General features: G+C 38.8%; 27 protein-coding genes and 1 pseudogene. 16 read left to right on the forward strand and 12 right to left on the reverse strand.

Annotated features, from left to right (window positions below):
- Nucleotides 1-55 precede the first annotated feature (55 nt).
- Entirely contained in the window at nt 56-1,663 is a 1,608-nt protein-coding gene (locus SLP02_RS12380; protein ID WP_319420963.1) for a YcjF family protein, read from the reverse strand.
- Nucleotides 1,664-1,793: 130 nt separating this feature from the next.
- On the opposite strand from SLP02_RS12380, the gene SLP02_RS12385 reads away from it, so the two are divergent.
- From SLP02_RS12385 to ilvA, 3 genes are all read left to right on the forward strand, one after another.
- On the forward strand, nt 1,794-2,426 hold the full coding sequence (locus SLP02_RS12385) for a rhomboid family intramembrane serine protease (RefSeq protein ID WP_319420964.1): 633 nt from the start codon (nt 1,794-1,796) through the stop codon (nt 2,424-2,426).
- An 8-nt stretch (nt 2,427-2,434) separates the two neighbouring features.
- On the forward strand, nt 2,435-2,638 hold the full coding sequence (locus SLP02_RS12390; protein WP_319420965.1) for a hypothetical protein: 204 nt from the start codon (nt 2,435-2,437) through the stop codon (nt 2,636-2,638).
- Nucleotides 2,639-2,729: 91 nt separating this feature from the next.
- Nucleotides 2,730-4,241 (forward strand): threonine ammonia-lyase, biosynthetic, encoded by a 1,512-nt coding sequence (gene ilvA / locus SLP02_RS12395; protein ID WP_319420966.1) that lies wholly within the window; start codon nt 2,730-2,732, stop codon nt 4,239-4,241.
- 364 nt (nt 4,242-4,605) lie between these two features.
- Here the strand turns inward: ilvA and SLP02_RS12400 are convergent, their stop codons facing one another.
- Together SLP02_RS12400 and SLP02_RS12405 are read right to left on the reverse strand one after the other, a co-directional pair.
- The gene (locus SLP02_RS12400) at nt 4,606-4,890 is read right to left on the reverse strand and encodes a hypothetical protein (RefSeq protein ID WP_319418699.1); all 285 of its coding nucleotides are present in this window, start codon (nt 4,888-4,890) and stop codon (nt 4,606-4,608) included.
- 158 nt (nt 4,891-5,048) lie between these two features.
- Nucleotides 5,049-5,828 carry a hypothetical protein gene (locus SLP02_RS12405; protein ID WP_319420078.1) on the reverse strand — a complete coding sequence of 260 codons (780 nt, stop codon included), beginning with the start codon at nt 5,826-5,828 and terminating at the stop codon, nt 5,049-5,051.
- Here SLP02_RS12405 and SLP02_RS12410 point away from each other — a divergent pair.
- Nucleotides 5,827-5,982: a hypothetical protein gene (locus SLP02_RS12410; protein WP_319420967.1), complete on the forward strand. Its 156-nt coding sequence runs from the start codon at nt 5,827-5,829 to the stop codon at nt 5,980-5,982. The two genes, SLP02_RS12405 and SLP02_RS12410, sit on opposite strands and share 2 nt — an antisense overlap.
- 25 nt (nt 5,983-6,007) lie before the next feature.
- Here the strand turns inward: SLP02_RS12410 and SLP02_RS12415 are convergent, their stop codons facing one another.
- The 6 genes from SLP02_RS12415 to SLP02_RS12440 all read right to left on the reverse strand — a co-directional run bounded on the left by SLP02_RS12415 (nt 6,008) and on the right by SLP02_RS12440 (nt 11,717).
- Nucleotides 6,008-6,259 (reverse strand): hypothetical protein, encoded by a 252-nt coding sequence (locus SLP02_RS12415; protein WP_319420968.1) that lies wholly within the window; start codon nt 6,257-6,259, stop codon nt 6,008-6,010.
- 150 nt (nt 6,260-6,409) lie between these two features.
- The gene (locus tag SLP02_RS12420) at nt 6,410-7,507 is read right to left on the reverse strand and encodes a calcium/sodium antiporter (RefSeq protein WP_319420969.1); all 1,098 of its coding nucleotides are present in this window, start codon (nt 7,505-7,507) and stop codon (nt 6,410-6,412) included.
- A gap of 165 nt (nt 7,508-7,672) precedes the next feature.
- Nucleotides 7,673-8,401, reverse strand: a complete 729-nt coding sequence (locus SLP02_RS12425) for a sugar transferase (protein ID WP_319420970.1) — start codon at nt 8,399-8,401, stop codon at nt 7,673-7,675.
- Nucleotides 8,402-8,495: 94 nt separating this feature from the next.
- Nucleotides 8,496-9,638 carry a glycosyltransferase gene (locus SLP02_RS12430; protein WP_319420971.1) on the reverse strand — a complete coding sequence of 381 codons (1,143 nt, stop codon included), beginning with the start codon at nt 9,636-9,638 and terminating at the stop codon, nt 8,496-8,498.
- 70 nt (nt 9,639-9,708) lie between these two features.
- Nucleotides 9,709-11,310 (reverse strand): ArnT family glycosyltransferase, encoded by a 1,602-nt coding sequence (locus SLP02_RS12435; RefSeq protein ID WP_319420972.1) that lies wholly within the window; start codon nt 11,308-11,310, stop codon nt 9,709-9,711.
- A 50-nt stretch (nt 11,311-11,360) separates the two neighbouring features.
- Nucleotides 11,361-11,717, reverse strand: a complete 357-nt coding sequence (locus tag SLP02_RS12440; RefSeq protein WP_319420973.1) for a single-stranded DNA-binding protein — start codon at nt 11,715-11,717, stop codon at nt 11,361-11,363.
- Nucleotides 11,718-11,958: 241 nt separating this feature from the next.
- Here SLP02_RS12440 and SLP02_RS12445 point away from each other — a divergent pair, with 241 nt between their 5' ends.
- Both SLP02_RS12445 and SLP02_RS12450 read left to right on the forward strand, forming a co-directional pair.
- Nucleotides 11,959-12,606: a hypothetical protein gene (locus SLP02_RS12445; protein WP_319420974.1), complete on the forward strand. Its 648-nt coding sequence runs from the start codon at nt 11,959-11,961 to the stop codon at nt 12,604-12,606.
- Between the two features lie 33 nt (nt 12,607-12,639).
- Nucleotides 12,640-13,005, forward strand: coding sequence for a four helix bundle protein (locus SLP02_RS12450; protein WP_319420975.1), 366 nt, complete (start codon nt 12,640-12,642; stop codon nt 13,003-13,005).
- Between the two features lie 22 nt (nt 13,006-13,027).
- On the opposite strand, the gene SLP02_RS12455 is transcribed toward SLP02_RS12450, so the two are convergent.
- Both SLP02_RS12455 and SLP02_RS12460 read right to left on the reverse strand, forming a co-directional pair.
- Nucleotides 13,028-13,924 carry a pentapeptide repeat-containing protein gene (locus tag SLP02_RS12455; RefSeq protein ID WP_319420976.1) on the reverse strand — a complete coding sequence of 299 codons (897 nt, stop codon included), beginning with the start codon at nt 13,922-13,924 and terminating at the stop codon, nt 13,028-13,030.
- Between the two features lie 109 nt (nt 13,925-14,033).
- On the reverse strand, nt 14,034-14,675 hold the full coding sequence (locus SLP02_RS12460; protein ID WP_319420977.1) for a hypothetical protein: 642 nt from the start codon (nt 14,673-14,675) through the stop codon (nt 14,034-14,036).
- 502 nt (nt 14,676-15,177) lie between these two features.
- On the opposite strand from SLP02_RS12460, the gene SLP02_RS12465 reads away from it, so the two are divergent.
- From SLP02_RS12465 to SLP02_RS12475, 3 genes are all read left to right on the forward strand, one after another.
- Nucleotides 15,178-17,157, forward strand: a complete 1,980-nt coding sequence (locus SLP02_RS12465) for a transglutaminase-like domain-containing protein (protein WP_319420978.1) — start codon at nt 15,178-15,180, stop codon at nt 17,155-17,157.
- Between the two features lie 199 nt (nt 17,158-17,356).
- Nucleotides 17,357-17,575, forward strand: a complete 219-nt coding sequence (locus tag SLP02_RS12470; RefSeq protein WP_319420979.1) for a hypothetical protein — start codon at nt 17,357-17,359, stop codon at nt 17,573-17,575.
- 142 nt (nt 17,576-17,717) lie between these two features.
- Nucleotides 17,718-18,152, forward strand: a complete 435-nt coding sequence (locus tag SLP02_RS12475; protein ID WP_319420980.1) for a peroxiredoxin — start codon at nt 17,718-17,720, stop codon at nt 18,150-18,152.
- On the opposite strand, the gene SLP02_RS12480 is transcribed toward SLP02_RS12475, so the two are convergent.
- Entirely contained in the window at nt 18,138-18,383 is a 246-nt protein-coding gene (locus tag SLP02_RS12480) for a hypothetical protein (RefSeq protein WP_319420981.1), read from the reverse strand. The two genes, SLP02_RS12475 and SLP02_RS12480, sit on opposite strands and share 15 nt — an antisense overlap.
- A gap of 43 nt (nt 18,384-18,426) precedes the next feature.
- On the opposite strand from SLP02_RS12480, the gene SLP02_RS12485 reads away from it, so the two are divergent.
- From SLP02_RS12485 to SLP02_RS12515, 7 genes and pseudogenes are all read left to right on the forward strand, one after another.
- Complete coding sequence (locus SLP02_RS12485; protein ID WP_319420982.1) at nt 18,427-20,079, forward strand: hypothetical protein; 1,653 nt, start codon at nt 18,427-18,429, stop codon at nt 20,077-20,079.
- A 125-nt stretch (nt 20,080-20,204) separates the two neighbouring features.
- On the forward strand, nt 20,205-21,110 hold the full coding sequence (locus SLP02_RS12490; RefSeq protein ID WP_319420983.1) for a CHAD domain-containing protein: 906 nt from the start codon (nt 20,205-20,207) through the stop codon (nt 21,108-21,110).
- A 40-nt stretch (nt 21,111-21,150) separates the two neighbouring features.
- Nucleotides 21,151-22,302 (forward strand): transaldolase, encoded by a 1,152-nt coding sequence (gene tal, locus SLP02_RS12495; protein WP_319420984.1) that lies wholly within the window; start codon nt 21,151-21,153, stop codon nt 22,300-22,302.
- Nucleotides 22,303-22,357: 55 nt separating this feature from the next.
- Nucleotides 22,358-22,552: a hypothetical protein gene (locus SLP02_RS12500; protein WP_319420985.1), complete on the forward strand. Its 195-nt coding sequence runs from the start codon at nt 22,358-22,360 to the stop codon at nt 22,550-22,552.
- A 219-nt stretch (nt 22,553-22,771) separates the two neighbouring features.
- On the forward strand, nt 22,772-22,894 hold the full coding sequence (locus tag SLP02_RS12505; protein ID WP_319420986.1) for a hypothetical protein: 123 nt from the start codon (nt 22,772-22,774) through the stop codon (nt 22,892-22,894).
- A 15-nt stretch (nt 22,895-22,909) separates the two neighbouring features.
- A pseudogene (locus SLP02_RS12510) lies at nt 22,910-23,140 on the forward strand (cytochrome P450); the annotation flags it as partial.
- A 673-nt stretch (nt 23,141-23,813) separates the two neighbouring features.
- Nucleotides 23,814-25,235: a diguanylate cyclase domain-containing protein gene (locus SLP02_RS12515; RefSeq protein WP_319420987.1), complete on the forward strand. Its 1,422-nt coding sequence runs from the start codon at nt 23,814-23,816 to the stop codon at nt 25,233-25,235.
- Nucleotides 25,236-25,515 lie beyond the last annotated feature (280 nt).

Here is a 25,515-nt window from a genome sequence, read left to right on the forward strand (position 1 = left end):
GGTTTTTATAGATGTCCTAATCTATAGTTCGATTGCTATAAAATATAAAGCTCGTTTACCAATCATCTTCAAGCTGTGCCGCCATTTCCTCAACCACTTCTAATTTCTGTGCCTCTTCCATTTCTTCAAGATCTTCCTCGCCCCAGGCTTCAGATAGAGGTTGAACTACTTTAGAGATTGCATCTTGTACAAAGGATTTGATAAATTCATCCCGCCGACTAAGTTGAAACTGCTGCTGCACAACTTCAGTTATTCCTCCATCACCCCAATCTAAATTATGTCTAAAATACTCAATAAAGCTTTTACCAGCAATGCGAGTTAAATAAGCGGCCGAGACTGCCTGAATAGCTTTGCCCACAATATAGGTAGCAACATTAAACTGTAGGGCTTTAGCTAGAATATCCACTGCGCCCTTGACGACTCCTAAGCTTACTAGGGTTTTGCCTAAAGACAAAGCTAATTCTTTACCCTGTTCAAAATCCAACTCCACATTATAGACTCTTCCAATTTCAATTACCATCTGCGCATTAACGGCAGCAGCAGCCAGCATATCTACTACGGGAACAGGAGTTACGGCAATGACTCCTGCACCAATCCATTGATAGCGATCGATGATTTTATCTGATTCTCTACGTCTTTGATTTTCTATTATTTTGCGGGCTTCTTCTCCTAAACGATGGGATTGAAGCAAAATATTATCGGCAATTAAATCTTCTCCTTCTGCGCGTAATACCGCCACTAGCCTTTTGATTAAAGGTAGAATTTCCACGCTGGGTTCGATGATTTCGCCAGTAGGTAACTGCACTGGTTGAGGGTTAGCACAGATTGCCGTAACGTCACTAGGAGGAATAAAAGGCTTTACTCTTTCTTTAAGTCTTCCTAAGATTATTTCGCGATCTTCATCAGTATAGAGATCTGTTTTATTAAATACTAAAAGCGATCGCTTGCCAATCTCTGCCAGTATCTTTAGAGGCTCATATTCTGACTGTCGTAAATCGTTATCAACGGTAAATACTAGTAGATCTGCTTCTGTGGCTAACTGTCTGGCTAGTTCTCCTCGCTCTGTCCCTGCTATTCCCGCTTCTAAGATACCAGGAGTATCTATAATTAATATTTCTCTACCCACCCCTCGCAGCTTGAGGCTATAGGTTTCTCCTTTGGTAGTTGTCCCCATAATGGGGTTAACTTCTCCTACGATCTCGCCGATTAAAGCGTTTACTAAAGAGGTTTTACCTGCCGATCCTGTACCAAAAATAACTACTTTAACTTCTCCCCGCTGTAAATCTGCCTCAATCTGCTGAGATTTATTTAATAGGGCTTTTTGAGCAATTTTGTCCTGTATTTTTCCTACGTGCTGTCTTAAAGCCTGAAGATTTTGGGCAGCTACCTGAGTTTTTTCTTCGGGTATTCTGGCTTTGATTACCTGGCGTTTGCTTTTCTTGCGCCTAGATCCCTTTCTGGTGTATTTGTTAACGTAATAAATATATCCGCCCATCATTGAGCCAATCAAGACTATGACCAGCAGCAGCAACAAGTTAGCTAGAATTGGTGCAGTAAATGAGATCTGCATATATAGGTGAGACAAAGATGTCACCAGCCAGATCGATAGCCCCAAAATTAGACTAAGACCAAGAAACAAAGCTACTAGACGCAACAAAGGCATTTTACATTTATTAAAACTAAAACACGGGTATTTTACCTATGGTAACTACTTTAGATCTCTTGCACTAATCAGAAATATCGGTTGAGGCAGTTTTAATTTATAAGCTAATATAAATTTTATTATTTACTTCATGAAAAATAGCGATCGCCGTATAGCCCATACTACTTATATTTTAATCGCTTTAAATATCTTGGTATATGGTCTAGAAATAAAATTTGGAGGCAGCGAAAATCTTGTTACTTTAGAATATTTGGGTGCATTAATTCCTGAAAAAGTTCTGGCGGGTGAATGGTGGCGATTAATTGAGGCTAATTTTCTGCACTATAACTCAATTCATTTAGCGACTAATATGTTATCTCTGTTCTTTTTAGGACGTTTAGTTGAATTAAGTCTCGGTTCTAAATCTTATTTGACTATTTACTTTTTTAGCGGTGTTGGCTCGATGCTGACATTTTCTTTATTGTCCTTTAGATTGGGTTTGGACAATGTTCTTCTGGTTGGTGCTTCGGCTGCCATCATGGGTTTGATGGGCGCAATTTTGGCAATTTCGCTTCATATCTGGTTACGCAAAAGATACTCTCCTACTGCCAAACGTCGCTTATGGCAGGTAATTTTAATTGTTTTAGTCCAGTTTATTTTTGATAATCTGGTACCTCAAGTGAGCTTCCATAGTCATCTTTTCGGTTTTATCATTGGCTTTTTGATCAGTAGTATTTTGATTTTTTATAAATATAATTTCAAGGAAGCAGAAGGTAATAAGTAAGGGTGTTATTGAATCAAGATATTACATTTGAATTGATGGCGTTGCTAAATCGAAACATAAATGTTGAACTAATGTTTGTTTCGGTGCTTAAAAAGCTGACAGCCCTTCGGGTTCAGCAGTTGCTCATGTGGGAAGCCCCCACCGCAAGCAGCATTTCCGCTTGCGAAGCAGCATTTCCGCTTGCAAAGACCGCACTGCTTTACTACAAATAGTAATACGATGAGCTTCATAGCTACAATCAGCAACGCCGAATTGATAAACTTTGATAAGATCTAAGATTATCTTTACATAACCATCCCGCCAATGAAATCCGATTACTTGGAGAGGATTCTTAATGCCCGCGTTTATGATGTGGCTCAAGAATCACCTCTAGAATATGCTCCCAATCTTTCTACCAGACTGGAAAATAAACTACTTTTGAAACGAGAAGATATGCAGTCTGTGTTTTCTTTTAAGCTGCGGGGTGCATATAACAAAATGGCGCAATTATCTACTGATATTTTACAACAGGGAGTGATCGCAGCTTCGGCAGGAAATCATGCTCAAGGGGTTGCATTAGCTGCGAAACAATTAGGGACAACGGCTATTATTGTTATGCCTATCACTACTCCTCAAGTAAAGATAAATGCAGTAATTGCCCGTGGCGCGAATGTGGTTTTGCATGGGGATACTTATGATGATGCCTGCGCCCATGCTAAAGAATTGTGTGCAGAGAAAGGTTTGACTTTTATTCATCCTTTTGACGATCCTGATGTGATAGCAGGACAAGGAACAATCGGCATGGAGATTTTACGGCAGTATCAACAGCCGATTCATGCTATTTTTGTAGCGATCGGTGGTGGAGGCTTAATTGGCGGAATTTCGGCATACATTAAGCGATTACGCCCCGAAATTAAGATAATTGGCGTTGAACCCGTTGATGCCGATGCTATGTCTCAATCTTTAAAGGCTGGTTATCGGGTATGTTTGCCAAAAGTTGGTTTATTTGCCGATGGTGTAGCGGTAAGGGAAGTAGGCGCGGAAACATTTCGCCTGTGTCAGGACTATGTAGACGAGATTATTTTGGTAAGTACGGATGATACCTGTGCTGCGATCAAAGATGTGTTTGAGGATACTCGTTCTATTTTAGAACCAGCAGGAGCATTGGCGATCGCAGGAGCAAAAGCCTATGTAGAAAGAGAAAACATCACAGGAGAAACTCTAGTGGCGATCGCCTGCGGTGCAAATATGAACTTCGATCGTCTCCGTTTTGTCTCAGAAAGAGCAGAAATTGGCGAACGACGAGAAGCCATCTTTGCTGTCACTATCCCCGAAGAAAGAGGCAGTTTTCGTCGCTTTTGTGAGTGTATTGGCAAGCGAAACCTAACTGAATTTAACTATCGCATTGCCGATGATAGCAAAGCTAATATTTTTGTGGGGGTACAAATTCAAAACCGCGCTGACGCAGTAGAAATTGTCGCAGCTTTTGAAGCTCAAGGATTTAAAATAATCGATCTAACCGATGACGAACTGGCTAAGATGCACCTGCGTCACATGGTGGGCGGGCGATCGCCTTTAGCTAATAACGAGCTACTATATCGCTTTGAGTTTCCTGAGCGTCCAGGGGCATTGGTAAAGTTTCTTAACTGCATGAGTCCTAACTGGAATATCAGTTTGTTTCACTACCGTAATAATGGTGCTGACTACGGACGTATCGCCGTAGGTATGCAAGTTCCGCCTAATGAAATGCCAGAGTGGCAACAGTTTCTTAATTCCCTAGGTTACCGTTATTGGGATGAAAGCACCAACCCTTCTTATAAACTATTTCTAAGTTGACTATCTGTGAGTGACTAGTAATTAGTAACAGACACATTCAGTAAGAGCAGTAATCCAAGTAGTTGGACAAAATTAAATTCAACGTCAATACTTAAAGTCAGAGGTTAGAGGTCAGAGGTCAAAGGTCAGTAATAATTAACTGTACTTCTTTCTGTCCATGTACTTAGTAAAAACAATTGCCCATGGATAAAAGACTATTCCCAATGTCCTAACTGTCCCCCTCGCGCATTCCCAAGCCAGTCCGTTGCGAGGCAAAGCGTTGCGAGGGTTCCCCGCGTTGAAGCTATTGCCGAGGGTGGGCGGCTATGCCGACTTGAAGGAACTGTCGAACCCCTGGCTGCCTGACACATTTATTTGAGGACAGTTAAACTCTTAAGCACTTTAATTCCGAAATTCTGATAAACGAAATGGCATCATAGTATTTTCTTCTAGCCTTTGAAGATGCAAAACAGGGCAAAGTATTTTGAGAAAATAAAGGTGTAGGGTCAAACAAACTACGACCTTTATGTAAAACTCCTTTGAGCCATCTGATCCCAATTTTGAGATAACTTAAACCTCTCTCCCAATGCCGATCTACTTGACTTCTAAGTCCCTTCAATTGAACTGTCATGCCATGAGTAGTCGCAAATAAAAGTGCTAAGGCTACCACCAAATATAAACGTTCCAATGCCTTGCGATCGCGACCTCGACAGTCCCTTCAACGCGGGAAACCCGCGCAACGGGCTGTCTGGCAATTTTAGATTCTTCCAATTGAAAAGCTCCAGATTTAGAATCTAAAAATAATTCTTCAATACGAAATCTTAGAGCCTACTGCCATAAAGCTTGTAGAGTCGGGTCTTCATCAGTAATAACAGCCCAAGGTTCTTTTGTCCCCTTGACATTGGCTAAGACAAAGTTGCTTCGGCATTCTCCATCGAGCCATAGTCCAACATTGTGATACAAAATCGCCTCTGACTTTGGCGGATAAAGATATTTCAGTTCAATAGGATGTCTCCTTGCCCCCTGAATAGTTACGTCACAGGGTAAGCGTAGACAATAGTGCCATTGACTAGTGGTGAGCCAATTCATCAACTGATGGTTGGCAAAACCTCGGTCAGCTAGAAGCATCTCATCAGGATACTTGCGGAGTAATCTACGTGAAAATTTCAGCATGGTTTTGTATTCTTTGAATGCTACTGTTGAACTTTTATGTTCCATTACTTTCCATAAGAAAGGAATTGCCCTACCACCACAAATCACAGAAAGATGAATCATGCAGTATCGATTCCATAAAACTGTTGTATCCAGTGCCAGATAGAGGCGTTGTCCACTCCAGTTACTAATTGCCGCCATTACTAGAGGTACATACAGAGATTTGACTTTAATTCGACTGTTATGAACGAATCTTTGCCATCTTCGCTCAATACTCTGTGCTTGGTTCGCCCTACTTATCACGTAAGATTCCCACTCACTAAGGTTAATTTTGCTGCTACATATCAGCGCGTTGATCATCCAAGCTAACGCTTTGATCTGCCTGAAATCTCTGTATGTGGAATCTTGACTCAGTAGACTCAGCAGTTGATGATAAAGAGGGGTAGATCTTGACATGGAATATAAGGCTAAAACTATTCATTTTCAGCTTCCCATAATTGCTCTACCTTTTCTTTTTTCTGACCGCATTTCGACTCTTTTAGCTACTTGTGTCAGGCAGCCAGGGGTTTCCCTTTATGGGGTCGCTCGTCTAACTGCCCTAACTGTTTAATCAGTAATTATCAACTGTTCATTGTTCATTGTTCATTGTTCATTGTTGAATCTCGTTGCTCAAATTTCGCTGGTTTATAGCTATCAGTAGGTTTAATCGGCTCTATTTTACTGGTGTCTTGATTAATACAGCCTTCTTGGCGCTCGGCAACATATTTACAGACTCTTGCCCAGAGTCTAGTGCGATCGCCTGGCTGACCACTACTAAAGATTACTTCGCGATCATTTTTAATCTGGACTTGGCAAACTGGACACACTTTAACGTTGTCTGAGGACATGAACCCTCCTAAATAAATATTTTTCTTATCATAATATTTAAACCGTAGCTAATAATACTAATTAAGTGATTAAGCGATCGCTGAGAATAACTACAAAGTTTCTCACTTACTACTTGAATAGAAGCTTGCCCTGTGGGGAACTACCAGTCTTTAGGTAGAATTTTTTCTCTCTGCCCGTTTACGTTTCTCAATAATTGCCATAGCAATTAGGGCAATAATGGTTAAAGGTATAACCACAAAAAGCATAATGTTGGTATATACAGTTAAAGCTTTGTGATTAAGAGCATCTAAAATAAGATAAGCATTATAAGCTAGGTAATAAAATAAAAATAAAACGCCTTCGCGACGATCAATTTTTTTTCCCGAATAAAAAATTGGCAAACAGGCAAAAGCGACGGCGATCGCCACAGGAGCGTTAAACTCGATTACGCTATTGCTAACACTAATCCCATTTGGTGCGACTATCCCTGCAATACCTAGTACCGCTAAAATATTAAAAATATTACTTCCTAAGACATTTCCCACAGCAATATCTTGTTCTCCCCGAAAGCTAGCCACCATAGATGTAGCCAGTTCTGGTAAAGATGTTCCCAGGGCGACAATTGTCAAGCCAATTAATAATTCACTCACCCCAAAACTGCGAGCAATTGTCACTGCCGATTCCACTAGCCAGCGAGAGCCTAAGATTAATAATGCTAAACCGCCCAAGATAAAAACAATATTTTTTATCCATAGAATAGGGCTACTTGTGCCAGAAAAACTATATTCTTCGGCAAATTCATCTTGCTCTGCATCTTGCTTACTATTCTGATAAACCAAGGAAAGAGTATAGACAATACCACCAACAAACAAAATCAGACTGTCTACCCTACTAAGTTCACCATCTAAACAAAACATCCATAGCAGCAATGAAACACCAATCATAATTGGCACATCAGAGCGAATTATTTGTTTAGTGACAATTAGTGGAGTAACAATTGACGATAAGCCTAAAATTAGCAAGACATTGCAGATATTGCTACCAACTACGTTGCCCATGGCAATATCACCCTGTCCTCTCAAGGCAGACATGACGCTAACCGACATTTCGGGCGCGCTAGTTCCATAAGCTACAATAGTCAGCCCAATAATTAGTGGAGAAATTTTAAGAACAGCAGCAACCGTTGATGCACCCTTGACCAAGAATTCTGCACCCACTACCAGCAATACTAGTCCTGCGATCAGAGTCAAAAACGTAATCGGATTCATAAAAGGTAGTATAAAATTTTATTCAATACTGATTAGGTTAATTTAATTCCGATTAGAGATAACAGCTAGCTAACAACTTGTAACTATTAAACTTAAATTTCATCAGGGCTTTGCCCTTTGAAGACAGAGGGCAGAGGGCAAACCCCCTAAATTGTTTTTTAGGAGTTAATAAGCACCATTATTTTTAGGAAAAACAATTACGCCGATAGTTTTATAAACAATCCAGAGATCGAGTATCCAGCTATGGCTAGTAGCGTAATATACATCTATTTTTACTCTTTTAGGATAAGGAATATCATTTCTACCAGACACCTGCCAAAGACCAGTGATTCCTGGTCTAATTGTCAGCACAGTATTAATTTTACGACCATATTTAGGCAATTCTTCAGGAACTAAAGGTCTTGGTCCAATTACGCTCATATCTCCTCTTAACACATTCCAAAATTGAGGAAATTCATCTAAACTCGTCAAGCGTAAGAATTTACCAATTTTAGTAATTCGAGGATCTCGCTTCAGCTTAAAACTAGATTGGAACTCATGACGCATCTGATCGCAATCTTGCATCATAGTTTCTAGAACTTCGTCTGCATTGTCAACCATCGTCCTAAATTTAATACAGTTAAAAGGCTTATGGTTTTTACCAATTCTTTGTTGAACATAGAAAATTGGTCCTTGGGAATTGAGGGCAATTAACGCCATCAAAATCAAATACAAGGGAGAAAATACAATGAGAATAAAAAAAGCAAATACTATATCAAATAGACGTTTTATAAAATTTCCGTCCAAAATAGGGAAAGATAAATTCAACCTATAAAGATTGAGAAAAGATTGAAAACCTTTTCTAACGAATCCCTGTACTACTTTGACGGAAATAAGTTGGCTGTTAGCAGTCATCTTACTCCTTCACACATCACACCACTTTTCCAATAATAAATCTATAAAGTCTTAATTAACAGATTATTGTTAAATAAACAGTAACTTTATAGTTTTAATCAGAATACTCCCATTCTTGACAACAATCTTCGATAAATTTTAGATAGGATTGTTTGAAAATTGTTGAGCTAAACTTGTTTGCCTGCAAGCGACAATTTTCTGGCTCAATTTGAGTTTGCAGTTTTTCAAAATTATTGACCGTCGCCACTAAAGCTTCTGGTTTTTGAACCTCAAAAAACAAACCCGTACCATCTTGAGGATTTTGCCGAATATCTTTGACTGTTTCTAAAGCACCTCCTTTTCCATAGGCAATTACTGGTGTTCCACAAGCCTGCGCTTCTACTAGAGCAATTCCAAAGTCTTCACAAGCTGCATAAACAAAAGCTTTAGCTTTGGTTATGTATTTTTGAACAATGTTATGGGGTTGCCAACCTAGCACTTGAATATTGGATTGAGCTAATTGACGTATCTCTTCTATTTGCGGTCCCTCTCCAATAATTACTAAGGGTTTTTTCAATTGATTAAATGCTTTAACAATTAAGCATATTTGTTTATAGCTTACCAGTCGAGAAATTGTCAGATAGAAGTCTTCTTTTTCTGGCTGGAAATCAAATTTTTCCAACTCAACTGGAGGATAAATTACTTTAGCAGAACGACGGTAACAACGCCAAATACGCTTGGCTGTATGGTTGGAATTAGCAATAAAGTAATCAACTCGATTTGCCGAAATAACGTCCCATTGACGCAGACGGTGCAGGATATACCTGGCAGTTATGCCTTTGATTCCTTTTCCTTGGCGATCGCCTTTTAGATAATCAAAGGTTAGATCCCAAGCATAGCGCATTGGAGTATGACAATAACAAATGTGTAGTTGATGAGGATTAGTCAGAACTCCTTTGGCTACTGCGTGGGAAGAAGAAAGAATTATATCATAGTCATTTAGATCTAATTGCTCAATTGCTAAGGGCAGCAAAGGTAAATATTTTTGGATTCCATTACGAGCCTGGGGAAACTTTTGCAGAAATGTAGTGCCTATTTTTCTTTGATAAAGATAGCTTTCGGGGTTAACAGATTCAAAATCAATTAGAGCGTAGAGATCCGCATCGATATATTGCAAAATCTCTTTGACCACTAATTCCGAACCCCCTGTCGCCTTGGGAGTTAACCATTCATGCACAAAAGCATATTTTAAATCCACAGTCGCTTAAGTTTAATTATAAAGTAATCATGTTGTAGGGGCAATTCGCGAATTGTTCCTACATCTTTCATCAGTAATCAGTCTGAGTAATCAATTGCCATGTTACATCATTTGGCTCATTCCCTAATGTTTTATAGGGTTTTAAATTTAATCGCTCGATAGCATCTCGATCTACCAGAAGGTATACAGGCTGATTTTGTTGCCAGTATTGCTGTAATTTATCATCTGAAGCGGGAGTGAAAACGCGATCGCTATAAAATTCTAAAGAGGGACGAAAGTTGGGGTAAGCAGTATATATAGATTGTCGAGGAGGTGTATTTTTTTTAATCACTTCAGCAACAGGCTTAACGGGAAAAGCTTCATTTAATTCCCACAGCCAATCATTTGAATTAAATAACAGCAACAGAGCAAGATAAAAACTAGCAATTGTTACAGGAATAAAATATGCTGAAGATCGCCACAGTAGAAGAGCAGCAATGCTTGAGCTAATAGCTACTATCAATAAAATTATAGTTAAATCTAAATTTGAACCTGAATTGAAATAACCCCAGGCATATATACCGCTACCTACCCAACAGATTAGAGCAACCAAACTCAAGCAAATCTTCCAAGAGTAAGGAGAGCGTTTTTTTTGCCAAGCTGTGTTTAAACTAGCTCCAATAAATAACGATAATCCAGGATAGATGGGTATAACGTACCAAGGTAATTTAGTTCTCATGAGAGAAATAGCCAGCAGATAAACTCCACTCCAGGTTAAAGCTAATTTGCTCCAAGTTTGATGGCGATTCTCAACCGCCAATTTAATCCCCATAGGTACAAAAATAAGCCAAGGAAGGCTATATTTAGCAATTTCCAAAAGATAATGCCAGGGAGGGCTAGAGGCATTGTTGACAGGCTTCCAGATGCGGTTAAAGGTTTGTGTACCTAAGCTAATTCCCAAAAATTCTGACCCGTAGTGTAGATACTGAAGTATATACCAAGCGATCGCTGGAGTGACTCCTAAAATTAAACCACTCCATAAATAAGAACTACCTAATAAGCCAGGACTATCCCAGGCGATAAAGAGAATAGCAATTCCCCCTAGCAATACTCCCATCATGATGCCTTTAGTCAGACAGATTAAACCAATTCCCAAGCCTGCACTTAATAACCAGCGAGGTGATTTGCGTCCTCGTAATAGACACCAGATCGCCAGACAAAACCAACAGGCGATCGCCCCATCTAACATAGCTAATCTACCATGACGGGCTACGGGCAAAAGAGTCAAATACACTAAAGCTGAAAAAATTGCTGCTAAATGAGATGAGAAAATTTCTCTGCTAATCTTATAAAGCAAAGGAACAGCTAAAGCTGACAGCAAAGCAGGAAATAGCCTAGTACTCCACTCACTTACTCCAAATGAGCGATAAGAAAAGGCAATTAGCCAATGTACTAAGGGCGGTTTGTTCCAATAAGGCTGATCGTAATTAATCGTAGGATAAAGCCAAGTATATTCTCCAGGGGAAGCACGCCAAATATTACGTGCTACTCCCGCCACAATGCCTTCATCCCAATCCCTTAGAGGCAAATTTCCTAAACCAGAAGTATAAAGAAACACCGCAGCTACAAATAAGCCCAGGAAACACAGGCGATCGCTATTTATTAACTTGTCACCATCTCTCCAACTCCCCATCTCCCCAGCCTCGTCAATTGGTAAATGGTAAATGATAACTGATAAATGAATTACTCTGGGTATCCACTTACCGCATCAGAGTCATTATCTCGTTTTGAACCCAATAATTCTAAGCGATCGACTTTAATAGTGGGACGCGATCGCTGTCCGCCTGTATTTTTATCTGTCCAGGTTTCAATCTTTAAAGAACCTTGAATGCCGATTAGCTTGCCTTTTTGAACATAGTTTCCCGCTATTTCCGCAGTTTTACCCCAAATTTCGAGGTTAAACCAGTCTGGCTGGTCGCTATTGCGACTACGACGATTAACAGCCAAAGGAAGCTTACACAGCATTGAACCTGACTGAAAGTGAATAATCTCAGGTGCAGCACCAGCACGACCTACTAAATTGACAACGTTAAGACTCATGGATTTTTTATATAGTACGAAGGAACTAAGACATAATTTTTAGTCTAGCAAATTATAGCCAAGTGACATCCAGACTAAACCAGGATTTTAAATTAAGGACGTAGATCTTTCAAGAATGCGATCGAAATCATTTGCGATCGCTTTTAGCTGAGTAATGATTTTAAAACATAGCTAGATCGAACCAGATAAATTCAAGTTTTCACTTTCATTGTCAGAAGTATTTAGCAACACTATTTAACCTATGTTATTAATCAAATTATTTCCTAATTTTTTGGCTGGAACTACTCATAACCACCAGTTAGATAAAGCCAGAGAGAGACATCATAAATTACCCAAAACTCAACAGGACAAGTTTACTCAGTTAGCAAATCAAGACTATTCCCAGGCTTGTGCGATCGCTCAAAAGAGATATGGCGAAATAGCACAGATGTTACGAGCCGTAGTCAAAGAACGCTATACTTCTGCCGAACAAAATAAAATCAATAACATTATTATCAGTCTGATCGATATTCTTGCCAGTAAAGCCAATATTTTTCCTGACATGGATTATGAAAATATCTGGTATACAGATCATTATGATCTAATTGAATTGGCAAGAAACATGGGAGTAGGAGATGAAACATTGCCTCATTGGCGAGAGGAGTCTAACGTACACTATCGTTACTTAGAAATTTTTGCTGCGGATTTGGTACAAATTTTACTAGACATTGCTGAAGAGGCTTTGATAGAGGGCTATAGTTCAGGTGGTAATGTACATAAATGGTTTAAATATATTGCAAGAGAAACATTGAAATCTCGCAAACGTTTATCTCGCTATCGCCAAAAGCAAAGCGAATATCTTTTGCTATCGCCTAAAACATTGGGAATAGAAGGATGGGATAAACATTGAGCATTAATCATTGAACATTGAACAATTCTAAAGATGGACAAAAATAATGTTACTTATGATAAGGCATATTGCTTTGCTATCAGAATTGTTAATGCTTATAAGTATTTGATTGAAAGCAAAAGAGAGTATGTTTTGTCTAAACAATTATTAAGAAGTGGCACATCGATTGGAGCTAATGTTGCAGAGGCTAATGGAGCAATATCTCCAGCAGATTTTTCAGCAAAAATATCTATAGCTTATAAGGAAACTTTAGAGACAAAATATTGGCTGTCTCTATTAAAAGACACTGGTTACATAGACATAAAATCCTTTGACAGTATCTATCAAAATGCCGATGAATTAGCTAAAATTCTCTTTTCAATTTTAAAAACCACCAGAATTAAAACCAAAAAATGTTAAATGCTCGCCCTCGACAGTTTGCTCAATGGTGGACTGTGCCATCTGGCATAATTGTCTTGGTGAGAATCGCTCGATCAAAAACCGTATCTTCGATATCTGCTCCTGTTAAATTTGCCCCCATTAAATTGGCTTTGGTTAAATTCGTACCTCTGAGGTTGGCGTGACTTAAGTTGGCGTGACTTAAGTTGGCTTTGGTTAAATATGCCCCGCGTAACTTAGCCTGCTGTAAATCTGCGCTGGAAAGATTAGCGTAACTTAAATTTGCCCAGCGTAAATCGCATCGAGACATACTTGCTTGTGCCAGATTGCTAGCCAAAAAATAGCTATGGCTTAGATGAGTGGCGATCGCGCTAACTCGAAAAAGATTGGCCTGATAAAAACTGGCTGACTGTACCTCAGCTTCAAAAAAGTTGGCACCCGATAGATCTGCCTGATCGAAACTAGCCCAAGCCAAATCTGTTTCACTAAGATTGGCACGGTTGAGCTTTGCCTGCATAAAGTTCGCCTGACGTAGCTGTGCCTGTCGAATAGAAGTACCAATTAAATTTGCCCGACTAAAATTGGCACTTCGCCCTTTAACAAACCGCAGATCTGCCCCAATCAGGTTTGCTTGATCTAAATCTGCTTCAATTAAATATGCTGAGTGTAAATCTGCTCCAGTTAGGTTTGTTGCTTGGAGATTAGCATTAATTAATTCTGCCTCTTTTAAGTTTGCTCCTGTAAGGTTGGCTTTACTTAGTTGAGCGTTAGTAAAATCTGCGCCAGTTAAATTAGCTTTAACTAAATATACTTCTGGCAAGTTAACCCCGTGAAGATCGGCGTTAATTAAATCAATTTCTATTTGTCCATGACTATCTAGCCAATTGAGCCAATTATTTGTTCCCTGTTTTAATTTGGTTAGATGTTCAAAATTTGCCACTTAAATACTCACCTGCGATCGCCTTTTTCGATTATTATTCTGGTCAACACGCTGGTTAGACAAGCTGCTTCCTAAGCAGCTTGTCTAACCGTCAAAATTATTATTTTAGCTATTCGCTTTTCTTAGCAGTCAAGGTTTCTCTACCGCTAATATTTTCTATTGCTTCTAAGGCTGCTGCCGATCCTGCAATAATATCTCGTTCTTCTCCTCCCAAATATAGTCTGCCAAAGCTGCCTATTGAGGTTACCTTGAGAATATTAATCAAAGCTGCTTTTTCAGCTTGGTTAGCTGCTAGGGCTGCGTAGGCTGCTGGTTGGACTTCTAAGACATATAGGGTTTGTCCTTCAAGTAACATCTGTCCACGACAGTCACGATTAATCAATTGTGCTTGGTAAGGATCGATATTACGAATAATTTGGCTAGAAACAACTCTAGGCTTTAGACCTTGGTTTTGTTTTACCCCTAATGTTTCTAAAATAGCTCTACCGGCTGCTTTAACTTCCCCCTGATTACTAGCATGAATCTCTAATAATCCATAAAGTCTTTCTACAAACTGGACTCCTGGACGAACTACCGCCGACTTGAGAGCAACATCAGTAATACGATTGATTTCAATCCCAGGAGAAATTTCAATCCATAAAGAAGCATCTCCTGGTAGGGGTAAAAAACCTAATGCCACTGTACCAATATAAGCTGCGTGCTGGGATTGTAACCTGTCTAAATATACATAACTACGAAGTTCTACACCCAAAATATCAGCCCTCTTGCTTCAATAAAAATTTAATCTAAAAATACTTTCTAAACCATCCTCCAGCTAACCAGTTTCTGTCCTATTTTGTAAAGAGTTTAATTTAAAAACAGCCCTAAATAATAGACCTCCTGCACGAATCAAAAATATTGGTTGAGAATGAGGTCAGAGGTGAGCAAGGTTTACCCACCGCAGCTAGTCAGAGGTCAGGAATTTAAAAATAGTATCGAAAAAATATATTCATGCAAGAAATCTAATAAGCATTCAGCAAGCTTACGTTACAAATTAGTTCGTTGTCGTTACGCAGAAAAAAGAAAAAAATCAGAGGTTAATATCTTATAGCGGTTCTTATTTGAATGAGGTACGTTTTAAAACCTTGGTTTTTGTTAATCGTTAATCGGGTGTACCTTCTTTAAATTAAGACATCTTTATGATCTCTTTGCATCTTTGCGTCTTGGCGCGAAATAGTTGTTTAACGTCTTAACCTCAACCTCTGTTTTTTCTCATGAAACTACCACCATTTTTACTCGGTGCAACAATATTATTTTGGGGTTGGCAGACGGGTTTTTGGATTATCGCTATTCCTTTGGCAATTATTTATGAAGGCTCTAGCTATATCAACTGGCGGTGGGTTTTTACTACCGCCAATTTCCGCACCTTTTCTCATCTATGCACGGTGCTATTAGTGGGAGTGTTAATTTACCTATTTATTAGCGATCGCTCTTTGAAGTTAGTTTTTAGCTTTTTTCAGTGGCTACCTGTAATTTGTTCACCCTTATTGATTGCTCAGGCATATTCTACCAGCGATCGCGTCGATCTTCATGCACTTTTATTTTTTAAGGAGCAAGCTAATCAGCAACAGTTTTTTGCTTTGGACTTGACCTATCCTTATTTTGCTATTTGTATCCTGGCTGCAAGTGCTGCCAATGTTCGGGAATTATCTTTTTATCTTGGCATAGTCATTTTAATTACTTTTGCCCTAAATTCTATTCGCTCCCCAAGATATTCTGCTTGGCTATTTTTAATATTATTGTTGCTAGCAACAGCTTTGGGTACAGTCGGACATATAGGACTACACCGTTTGCAAATAGCGATGTCACAAAACACAGCTAGGTTTTTGTATGGTTATTATCGACCCAAAACAGATCCTAATCAAGTTAGTACGGCAATAGGCGATATTGGCTCAGTTAAACAGTCAAATAAAATTGTATTGCGAGTCAAACCCGCACCAGGACAAATTCCTCCCCAGCTATTACGTAGAGCTACCTATAACAGATATACATCTGGGTTTTGGGGTGCAGCTAAAGCTGAATTTAAGCCTGTTAAACCAGGAAAAGATGTTAATACCTGGCAGCTTCAAGCTAAATCTGCTCAAGCTAAAAAATTAACCATCAGTGAAAATATCGAGGATGGTCAAAGTTTACTAAAACTGCCTGACTATAGCTTTGGGCTGGCTCAATTACCTGTGGAAAAAATTGAACAAAACCAATATGGTACGGTACAAATATTTAGCAACCAGAGTCTGTTGTCTTATCAAGTTCAATACGATCCTGATTTATCTGGGGATAGTCCTCCTACACCAGAAGACCTACAAATAACAGACGCGGAAAAACCTGCTATTAATCAAATTATCACCGAACTAAACTTAGTTAACCAATCACCTCAAGAAGTTTTAAACACCGTTAATCAATTTTTTAATCTTGAGTTTGATTATTCCTTAGAATTAGCGCGCCAGCGACACAATAAAACTCCTTTGTCGGCTTTCTTATTAAGTCATCGCTCAGGACATTGTGAATATTTTGCCACCGCCACTGCCTTGCTATTACGAGGAGTAGGAATACCAACTCGTTATGCTGTAGGCTATTCTGTTCATGAATTAAGTAGTCTAGAGCAACAGTACATAGTCCGTAGTCGTCATGCTCATGCCTGGACGCAGGTATATATTAACGGTGAATGGCAAGCTTTTGATACAACTCCCTCTGCTTGGAGAGCGATGGAAGATAATGCTGCATCTAATTGGCAATATCTTCAGGATCTAGGCTCATTAATTTGGTTTAAATTCTCTCAAATACTGGTCATTTTCCAAAGTGCAGGAAAATTAAAGTATATCTGGATACTGGCTTTGCCGATCGCCTTGGTTCTGAGCAGATTTATTAACCAAGGACAAAAAAGACATCTAACCATCCAGAGAATCAACCAAAAAAACTCTGTTGGGATAAGCATTGGTGCAGACTCAGAAATCTATCTCATCGAGCAAAGATTAAATAAACTAGGTATAAAACGCGATCGCGCTGAAACTTGGCAAGACTGGATCTTAAGAGTGAAAAATAATCCTGATACATCAGACAATCTCGACAATCTCGACAATCTTGACTCAATTATTAGGCTACACTACCGCTATTGTTTCGATCCAGAAGGTATCAGCACTAAAGAGAGAGAAGAATTACATTATGCCTGTCAGATTTGGTTAGAACAAAATCAGTAATCTAGCTCTAACCATCATTTTTGATGTTTAACTATAATTATTGGTTGACAAAAAAAAGGATAATTATAATATCCTAATATTAACTTGAATAAACATTTATCTTTTTTATAATTAGTTAGTTCCATTCTGCAAAATTGAGACAAAATACTGATTATTGCCAATAGAGAGTACGTATTTTAATAGTAAGAGGGAAAATCAAATGCTCGCGCTTTCATTAGTGACATTATCCGTCGCAGCGATCGCACTATATATAAGTTCTAGAATAAACGACGATGTTTTTAAGGCTGCAATTCGCTTTACGTCTGTGGCATTTTCCCTGGTAACTCTATTATGCGCTCCCTGGATTTTAAAGTTAGGTCTGGTTTCTGTTTATGTTGCGCTCTTTAGCTTAACTTCTAGGTCAACTAAAAATTCTTGATTTTTATCTGCTCTGCTCGGCTGTCTAAATGTTTACCTTTTGATACTTATTCCATAGTTCAAAGCGATCGCTTTGAGCATAAATCGATCTAATTACGCTAAAGTCTAAAGGTAAAAGCTAGATTTAAAAGGATTTCTCGACTATGACTCTATCAGTTGGCTCAACAGCACCAGCTTTTACTACTATCGACGACCAGGGTAACAATGTTTCTCTAGCAGATTTTCAGGGAAAGATGGTTGTTCTCTATTTTTATCCTAAAGATGATACTCCTGGTTGTACAAAACAAGCTCAAAGTTTCCGCGACAGCATTAGCGAATATCAAGATAAAGACATGGTGGTACTTGGTGTCAGTATGGACGATCAGGCATCTCATCAACAATTTAAAGAGAAATATAGTTTACCTTTTACGCTTTTGGTTGATAGCGATGGCACAATGACCAAAGCCTATGATGTTGACGGTGGTGGTCATGCCAAGCGCGTAACCTACATTATTGACGGTAATGGCAAAATTACTCACGTTGATGACAAGGTAAATACCGGTACTCATGCTGCTGATGTGTTATCAAGTATTGCCTAAGTGAAATAAAGAATTAATTTTAATTTGGGCTAATGCTCTATCTGTGTAGTTAGATATAGCGTTAGTCCAAATTTTATTATTAGCTGATGGTCGTAAAAATAATTGCCAAATTGCGATCGCTCGGATAACGGTTCGACCCTTAAAGGGTTCGACAAAAACAAAAGGTTTGCCCGCATATACGCGCACTAAGACGGCGTAAGCTTTACCGCCAAATTTAAAATCTTCGCTCAAAGATGTATTATATTGTCTTAGGCAAAAAGCGGAATTTTTAACAATGAGATACATCTCAACAAAAGCCTATCTCAAACTTTGCGGCACACTGGCGATTATAGCTTTAATAGGTCTGGCGACTATTGGCAATTATGGAGTCTGCGTGGATGAGGAGACTCATATAAAGAATGTTAAATATAACTACGATTTAATCACCAAAGGCGAGCCGATACCTATCGATCTCAAATACTACGGCATTATATTCGATGTCACTGCTGAAACCGTTTTTCAAGTCCAGAAAATCTTTAAGGAGGGATTTGCTTATAATCCTCTTAAAGACGATGATTTGCTCAATGGCGAACCCACCGATCGGGCTATTGCTGCAAGAATTCCAGTCAAGCATCTTCTAACTTTTTTGCTATCTCTGGTAGCTTATATTTCTGTAGCAGCAATGGTGGGAATTTTAGCTGGCTTTGAATATGCTTGGTTAGGATCGCTCAATTTAGCTCTCTTCCCTAGATTTTGGGGTCATAGCTTCTTTAATCCGAAAGATATTCCCTTGGCAGCTATGTTTACATTAGGGACTTGGTTAGGAGCTTGCTTAGTAGATTACTATCTTAAAGCACCCAGAAAAAATATTAAATTAGGCATCAACCGTATCACTCTCTACTCCTTACTTTACGGTGTTTTAGTCGGGTTGGCTACAGGAACCAGAATTGGCGGATTTTTCTTATTGTTTTTTGTACCTCTAACTCATCTTTTAATTAGCCTGGGAATAAAAAGTATTGGTAATTTTTTACGCTTCTGGAGTTTATATGGATTAATGTCTGTTGCTTGGATGATAACCACAGCTGTTATTCATCCTGCATCTTGGTCTAATCCAGTACGCTGGTTTGTAGAAACTTTGCAATATTTATCTAAATTTCAGTGGCCCAACACTGTTTTATTTAAAGGTCAACAGATTTTAGCCAGTTCTCTCCCGTGGGATTATCTTCCCAGATGGTTAGTGATTACTATTCCCTTAATTTTTCAAATTACGTTTCTTATCTGTTTACTGTTAATTGTCTATAAATATAAAACACTAACTAACATTCAACGGGCTTGTGTGATCTTGGTTTTGCTTCAGATATTTGTTTTACCAGGTATTGCCATCCTCAAACAATCAACTATGTATGACGGGATGCGACAATTTCTGTTTATGCTGCCAGGAATCGCCGTCTTTTCTGCTACTGCATTAGCTTGGATCTATCAAACGATATCCAGAAAAAGTTGGCAGATATTCGCTTCAGTGTTGACGATCGCCTTATTAAGTCCCATTGTTTTGGATATGATAGCTTTGCATCCCTATGAATATATTTATTTCAATCGGCTGTTTGGGGGATTGGCTGCGGCAGAAAATCAATATGAAACTGATTATTGGGGCTTGAGCGTCCGTGAAGCTATGGAGTGGCTTAATAATAATGCTGCCCCCAATGCAATAGTTGCAACTCAAAATCAATTTTTATCCAAAATATCGGCTTCTCCCAAACTTGATTTAGTTGTGGGGGATTCTAAGCAATTTTACTATGTAGCCTTACCTCGATGGGATTTTCATAGTCAATACCCTGAATGTCCAGTGGTTTATTCCGTTAAAAGACAGGGTGTTCCCTTAACCATTATCAAAAAATGTGACTATTCTGGTCACAGATTATCTATCAAAAGTGGGAAGAACAATTAGTGCTTTATTTTCTAATATTAAATTAGGCGGATATTCAATCTTTGCATCGGCTAAGAATTTTGCTGTAGTGACTTATAGAGACAAAATATCTGCAAGACATTTAAGTTAAGTAAAAATATCAGCCAATGACCTACAGACTTAAAGCTCATAAATCCGTATCCAAAGGAATCAAAAGAATTGCAAGCGAGCAAATAGAAAAAGCAATAAGTGAGTTATCTGCCACTGATGAGCTTGGCGTTGACGAAGCAGTACATCAGGTTCGCAAACGCTTAAAGAAAACTAGAGCTGTAGTTCGTTTAATACGAGATAGTCTAGGAAAAAAATCTTATAAGCGAGAAAATGCCCGTTTTCGCGACTTGGGACGTAATTTAGCCAGTTTACGAGACGGCAAAGTGCAGATTGAAGCTTTAAATAAGTTGACTACACATTTTGCCGATATTGCGCCCGAAACCTTTACGGATATGCGCCAAGAGTTACAGGTTGATTATCGTCGAGAATATCAGCAAGTCTTAAATGAGGGGATTTTAATTTCGATCAAAAACCAATTGAAAGATGCTAAGGAGGCGATCGCTGACTGGACAATTGAAGCAAATGATTGGTCAGCGATAGATAAGAGTTTGAAGCGTATTTATCATCAAGGTTGTAAAGGTCTAGACCAAAGTAGATCCAAACCAACAGCAGAAAATTTTCATGAATGGCGTAAGCGAGTTAAATATCTTCGCTACCAGCTAGAAATTTTGAATCAGATTTGGTCTGAGGTGATGAAACAGTGGGTCGATCAAACTCATAATCTGTCTGATTATTTGGGTGAAGATCACGATTTAGCCGTGTTAGAAGAATTGGTCTTAAGTCAGCAAGAAAGATTTGATCGTGAAGACACACTAGAGACTTTAACTGCTTTAATCGATCGCCGTCGTCAAGAATTACAGTCAGCGGCGATATTTTTAGGCAAAAGGATTTACACGGAAAAACCAAAAGATTTTACCGCTCGCTTGGGTAATTACTGGCAAGTTTGGCAAACAGAAATTTAATTAAAAAAACTATTTAACCAGAAAAAGGAGATCCAAAATTATGGCTAATAACCCACTTTTAGAAATTAAAAATTACGGACAAAGCATCTGGATGGATAATCTTAATCGCAGTCTAATTGAGTCTGGCGAACTAGAAAAGCAAATCAAAAATTACGGACTGCGGGGTATTACTTCTAATCCAGCGATATTTGAGAAGGCGATCGCTGGTAATCAAGTTTACGATGCAGATATTGAAGCGGAAATCAAAGCGAATAAACCAGTTAGTGAAATATATGAATCGCTGATTTTCAAAGATATTCGTAATACTTGCGATCGCTTTAAAGAAATTTACGAACAAACTGGAGGACTAGATGGCTATGTCAGCATTGAAGTTTCACCTCACCTTGCTAGAGACACTGAAGGTACGATTGAAGAAGCAATACGGTATTACCAGGCAATCGAGCGTGAAAACGTAATGATTAAAATTCCTGGCACACCTGAAGGTTTTCCTGCCATCGAACGAGTTATAGCTGAAGGGATTAACGTCAATGTTACCCTGTTGTTTTCTGTAGAAAGTTACGAACACTCAGCACGGGCATATATTAGCGGTTTAGAACAGAGAGTAGAAAAAGGACAACCAATTGATAAAATTGCTTCAGTTGCCAGCTTCTTTTTGAGTCGCATTGATTCTAAAATTGACGCTTGTATTGAGGAAAGACTCGAACAGATTGGTACAGAAACCCTAAACGAAGAAGTTCGCCTACGACAGATTCTCGGAAAAGTTGCGATCGCCAATGCTAAATTGGCTTATCAAAAATTCCACGAGATTATTGATAGCGATCGCTGGAAAGCCTTAGCCGAGAAGGGTGCAAACTTTCAAAGGCTTTTGTGGGCAAGTACCAGCACTAAAAATCCTGAATATAGCGACGTGATGTATGTTGAGGAACTGATAGGAGAACATACTGTTAATACTTTACCTCCTGATACCTTAAAAGCCTGTGCCGACCACTGCGATATTACCGCTAATTCTATTGAAACTAACGTCGAAGCAGCCAAGCAGTTGATAGCTAGTTTGCAAGAAAGCGATATCAATATAGACTTAAATGAAGTGATGCAGGAATTATTAGAGGAAGGAATTGATAAATTTGTTCAACCCTTTGATTCTCTTCAGCAAACTTTAGAAGCTAAGGTTAAACAGCTTGCTGCTGCTTAATTCTTGTTTAAGACATCACAATTATCTCTTTTAAAAACTAATAACTAAACTAAAAATGATTGAAGCACCTCCAGCACCTCCTAATCCCAGTCCTCAACCTGTACCAACTCCCCAACCTCAACCTGTTCCAACGCCTATTCCGCAGCCTGTACCAACTCCCCAACCTCAACCTGTTCCAACGCCTATTCCAACGCCTATTCCGCAGCCTGTACCAACTCCCCAACCCCAACCTATTCCCCAAGCCCAGTAATTAAAGGCTGGTAATTTTTAACTTTTTACTGATACGACAAATCCTCAGTTGGCAGCGGTTGCTGAGGATTTGGTATGGATTTAAGTAAATGTAAGTAAAACAGAGCAAAAAACTGCAACTAGAGATAGTTTCTATTGCACTTATAATCGCTCAAGCTATTAAAAGAATGTTGGCTGGCAATTTGTTTGGCGAACTTAGCTAAGTAACAATTTTTTCTGCTTGGCAAGCGCACGATATGTAACTTTTGCTGCTTTGGCTTTACACGAACATCCTGAATGTCTGCAAAAATTACAAACTGGGGAAGCGGAGTATTCTGAATGGTTTGTGCAAGAAGTGCGTTGATTTTATCCCTTTTTTCCGTTTGCAGCAGCTATAGTTTGTCAAGATTTTGATTGGCACGGATATCATTTTTCTCAAGGGACAAAAGTGCTGCTCGATTTATATGGTACTAATTACGATCCTCAATTGTGGTCAAACCCAGAAGCTTTTTATCCCGAACGATTTCGCGAATGGGATGAGAGCAAGTTTAATTTTATTCCTCAAGGTGGTGAAGACTACTATACTAACCATCGTTGTCCTGGAGAATAGATCACGATAGAATTAATGAAGGTAACGCTAAATTTCTTGACTCAATCTCTGCAATACAATGTACCTAAACAAAATTTGCAAATAAGCTTGTCAAAAATGCCGACTGCACCAAAGAGCGGGTTTATAATTAATCTGAGTTCGGAAATATCTATCCATTAGCCAATTTTGTTTTGAGTGATATCATCATTTGCGCTTAGAAAAATAGATGATATAACTTATGTATAGCTAAATTATAATTATACACATTGATTTGCAACGCTAGATTGTTTCTACGTTTCACGTAAATTAGTTATTATTTTGACCAATCAATAAAACTATTGAAGAGTAACAAAAAAAAGAAACTAAAATGCGGATTGACCTATGGTCATAGATTATTGACTGAATTTATAGTCTAAAAAGAACATGACATTCAGTTTTTTAACGATAAAATCTCTCTGATATTGCTATTTTCTTATGTTTAAATTTTATTTGTAGACGATAAAGTGATTTATTGACAGAGGAAGGCGGTCAATAGGCTTGACTGTATTTTGGTCAGCACTTCTTGTTCCATTTTTCGTTTTGATTTAATTAGGTGCTTATTTGTGAAGAGAAAAAGTTGTTGTACTGCCAAGCCATTTGTAACTTTAGCTACTCAATCTAACCTGTGGCAATAATCGTTACCCAATAGTGGTAAATGAACAAAAATTATCAAGAAAAGCTACAAGAACGAATATTAATAGTAGACGATTTACCTGAAAACACTAGATTGCTGTCATCTTTACTAAGTAATAAAGGTTATAGAGTTGATTCGGCTACGGATGGAAAGATGGCTTTGTCCATAATCAAGACAATAAGCCCTGATTTAATCTTGCTTGATATTATGTTGCCTATAATGGACGGATATCACGTATGTCGCGTTTTAAAATCTCAGGCAGAAACTCAACGTATACCAATTATTTTTTTAAGCGGTTTAGACTCAGAGTACGATAAAGTTGAAGCTTTTCGAGTGGGTGCAGCAGATTATATTACCAAGCCTTTTTTTATCGAGGAAGTGGTTTTTCGCGTCCAGACTCAATTAAATATTGTTCAACAGCAAGCAAAATTTCAGCAAGGTTTAAATGAGCAAATCTCCGAAAGAAAAATTGCTGAAAGAGAATTAAATAAATCTCGTGCTTTATTAACTGGAGTTTTAAATAGCTCTTTAGATGGGGTTGCTGCTTTTGAAGCAATTCGCGATCGCCATGGACAGATTGTCGATTTTCGCTGGTTAATTGCTAACCCAGTAGCGGCAATGACCCTGGGCAAAACAACCCAAACTCTTAAAGGCAGACGATTATTTGTCGAAGAGTCTCCTGGTCATCTATTTGACGGGCTGTTTGAAGCATTTACTCAGGTTGTGGAAACTTGTACCGTGCTAGAAAAAGAACATTTTCACGACTCTCTTTCTCTCCCAGCTTGGTTTCATATTGTGGCGGTAAAGCTTGGTGATGGTTTTGCCATAACTTTTCGTGACATTAGCGATCGCAAACAAATAGAAGATACTCTAAAACAAACTAATTTAAGATTAACTTACCAAGCTAATATCGATAGTCTGACTCAGATAGCCAATCGTCGCCGCTTTGATGAGTATATTGCTCAGGAATGGTCGCGATGCGCCCGCGATCGAGAATATTTATCGCTAATTTTATGTGATGTGGATTATTTTAAATCCTTCAATGATACCTATGGACACCAGGCAGGAGATAATTGTCTATATGAAGTTGCTCAAGCCATTGAACGGGCTGTTAAACGTCCTGCTGATATAGCATTTCGTTATGGGGGAGAAGAGTTTGCCGTGGTTTTACCCCATACAGAAGGAGCAGGGTCGCTTAAGGTAGCAGAAGATATTCGTAGACAAATTCAAGACTTACAAATACATCATGCTTCATCCCAAATTAGCGATATTATCAGCCTTAGCTTAGGCGTTACTAGTATTATTCCTGACCCACGCTCATCGCCCGATATTTTGATTGCTACTGCGGATGACGCTTTGTACGATGCAAAACTCAAAGGTCGCGATCGCATTATTTATCGAACGGTAGATACGTCACAGCAGGCTCCGCCACGTCCCGCATGAAGACGAGCGACCCTCGGCTTCACCACCGCAACGCAACTGTCTCGCAACGGGCGAGTGGAATATGCTCTCGCGGACTCCAGTCCGCGAGAGCATATTCTCGCCCCAAAACGCGCCTTAACTTCGCGCTGCTGTGACCGTTGGTGAAGATCGCTTCATTTATAAGTTTATATACTATTTACCTGCTGTTGAATAATCTAGAGAATAACTATGTTCTATCGATTATTTTAAATAGTTAATCTACTGCGTTCTCTGGACTGGTATTTAAATAACATATTTGTAA

Origin of the sequence: Pleurocapsa sp. FMAR1 (assembly GCF_963665995.1) — a bacterium.
GTDB lineage: Bacteria > Cyanobacteriota > Cyanobacteriia > Cyanobacteriales > Xenococcaceae > Waterburya.

Bases quoted from the DNA above. Each gene is read 5' to 3' on its own strand.
- SLP02_RS12515 (WP_319420987.1), top strand. From the start codon at position 23,814: ATGAACAAAAATTATCAAGAAAAGCTACAAGAACGAATATTAATAGTA.
- SLP02_RS12380 (WP_319420963.1), bottom strand. From the start codon at position 1,663: ATGCCTTTGTTGCGTCTAGTAGCTTTGTTTCTTGGTCTTAGTCTAATT.
- SLP02_RS12440 (WP_319420973.1), bottom strand. From the start codon at position 11,717: ATGAGTCTTAACGTTGTCAATTTAGTAGGTCGTGCTGGTGCTGCACCT.
- ilvA (WP_319420966.1), top strand. From the start codon at position 2,730: ATGAAATCCGATTACTTGGAGAGGATTCTTAATGCCCGCGTTTATGAT.
- SLP02_RS12445 (WP_319420974.1), top strand. From the start codon at position 11,959: ATGTTATTAATCAAATTATTTCCTAATTTTTTGGCTGGAACTACTCAT.
- SLP02_RS12420 (WP_319420969.1), bottom strand. From the start codon at position 7,507: ATGAATCCGATTACGTTTTTGACTCTGATCGCAGGACTAGTATTGCTG.
- SLP02_RS12415 (WP_319420968.1), bottom strand. From the start codon at position 6,259: ATGTCCTCAGACAACGTTAAAGTGTGTCCAGTTTGCCAAGTCCAGATT.
- SLP02_RS12490 (WP_319420983.1), top strand. From the start codon at position 20,205: ATGACCTACAGACTTAAAGCTCATAAATCCGTATCCAAAGGAATCAAA.
- SLP02_RS12435 (WP_319420972.1), bottom strand. From the start codon at position 11,310: ATGGGGAGTTGGAGAGATGGTGACAAGTTAATAAATAGCGATCGCCTG.
- SLP02_RS12450 (WP_319420975.1), top strand. From the start codon at position 12,640: ATGGACAAAAATAATGTTACTTATGATAAGGCATATTGCTTTGCTATC.
- SLP02_RS12425 (WP_319420970.1), bottom strand. From the start codon at position 8,401: ATGACTGCTAACAGCCAACTTATTTCCGTCAAAGTAGTACAGGGATTC.
- SLP02_RS12470 (WP_319420979.1), top strand. From the start codon at position 17,357: ATGCTCGCGCTTTCATTAGTGACATTATCCGTCGCAGCGATCGCACTA.
- tal (WP_319420984.1), top strand. From the start codon at position 21,151: ATGGCTAATAACCCACTTTTAGAAATTAAAAATTACGGACAAAGCATC.
- SLP02_RS12405 (WP_319420078.1), bottom strand. From the start codon at position 5,828: ATGTCAAGATCTACCCCTCTTTATCATCAACTGCTGAGTCTACTGAGT.
- SLP02_RS12385 (WP_319420964.1), top strand. From the start codon at position 1,794: ATGAAAAATAGCGATCGCCGTATAGCCCATACTACTTATATTTTAATC.
- SLP02_RS12500 (WP_319420985.1), top strand. From the start codon at position 22,358: ATGATTGAAGCACCTCCAGCACCTCCTAATCCCAGTCCTCAACCTGTA.
- SLP02_RS12475 (WP_319420980.1), top strand. From the start codon at position 17,718: ATGACTCTATCAGTTGGCTCAACAGCACCAGCTTTTACTACTATCGAC.
- SLP02_RS12485 (WP_319420982.1), top strand. From the start codon at position 18,427: ATGAGATACATCTCAACAAAAGCCTATCTCAAACTTTGCGGCACACTG.
- SLP02_RS12465 (WP_319420978.1), top strand. From the start codon at position 15,178: ATGAAACTACCACCATTTTTACTCGGTGCAACAATATTATTTTGGGGT.
- SLP02_RS12410 (WP_319420967.1), top strand. From the start codon at position 5,827: ATGGAATATAAGGCTAAAACTATTCATTTTCAGCTTCCCATAATTGCT.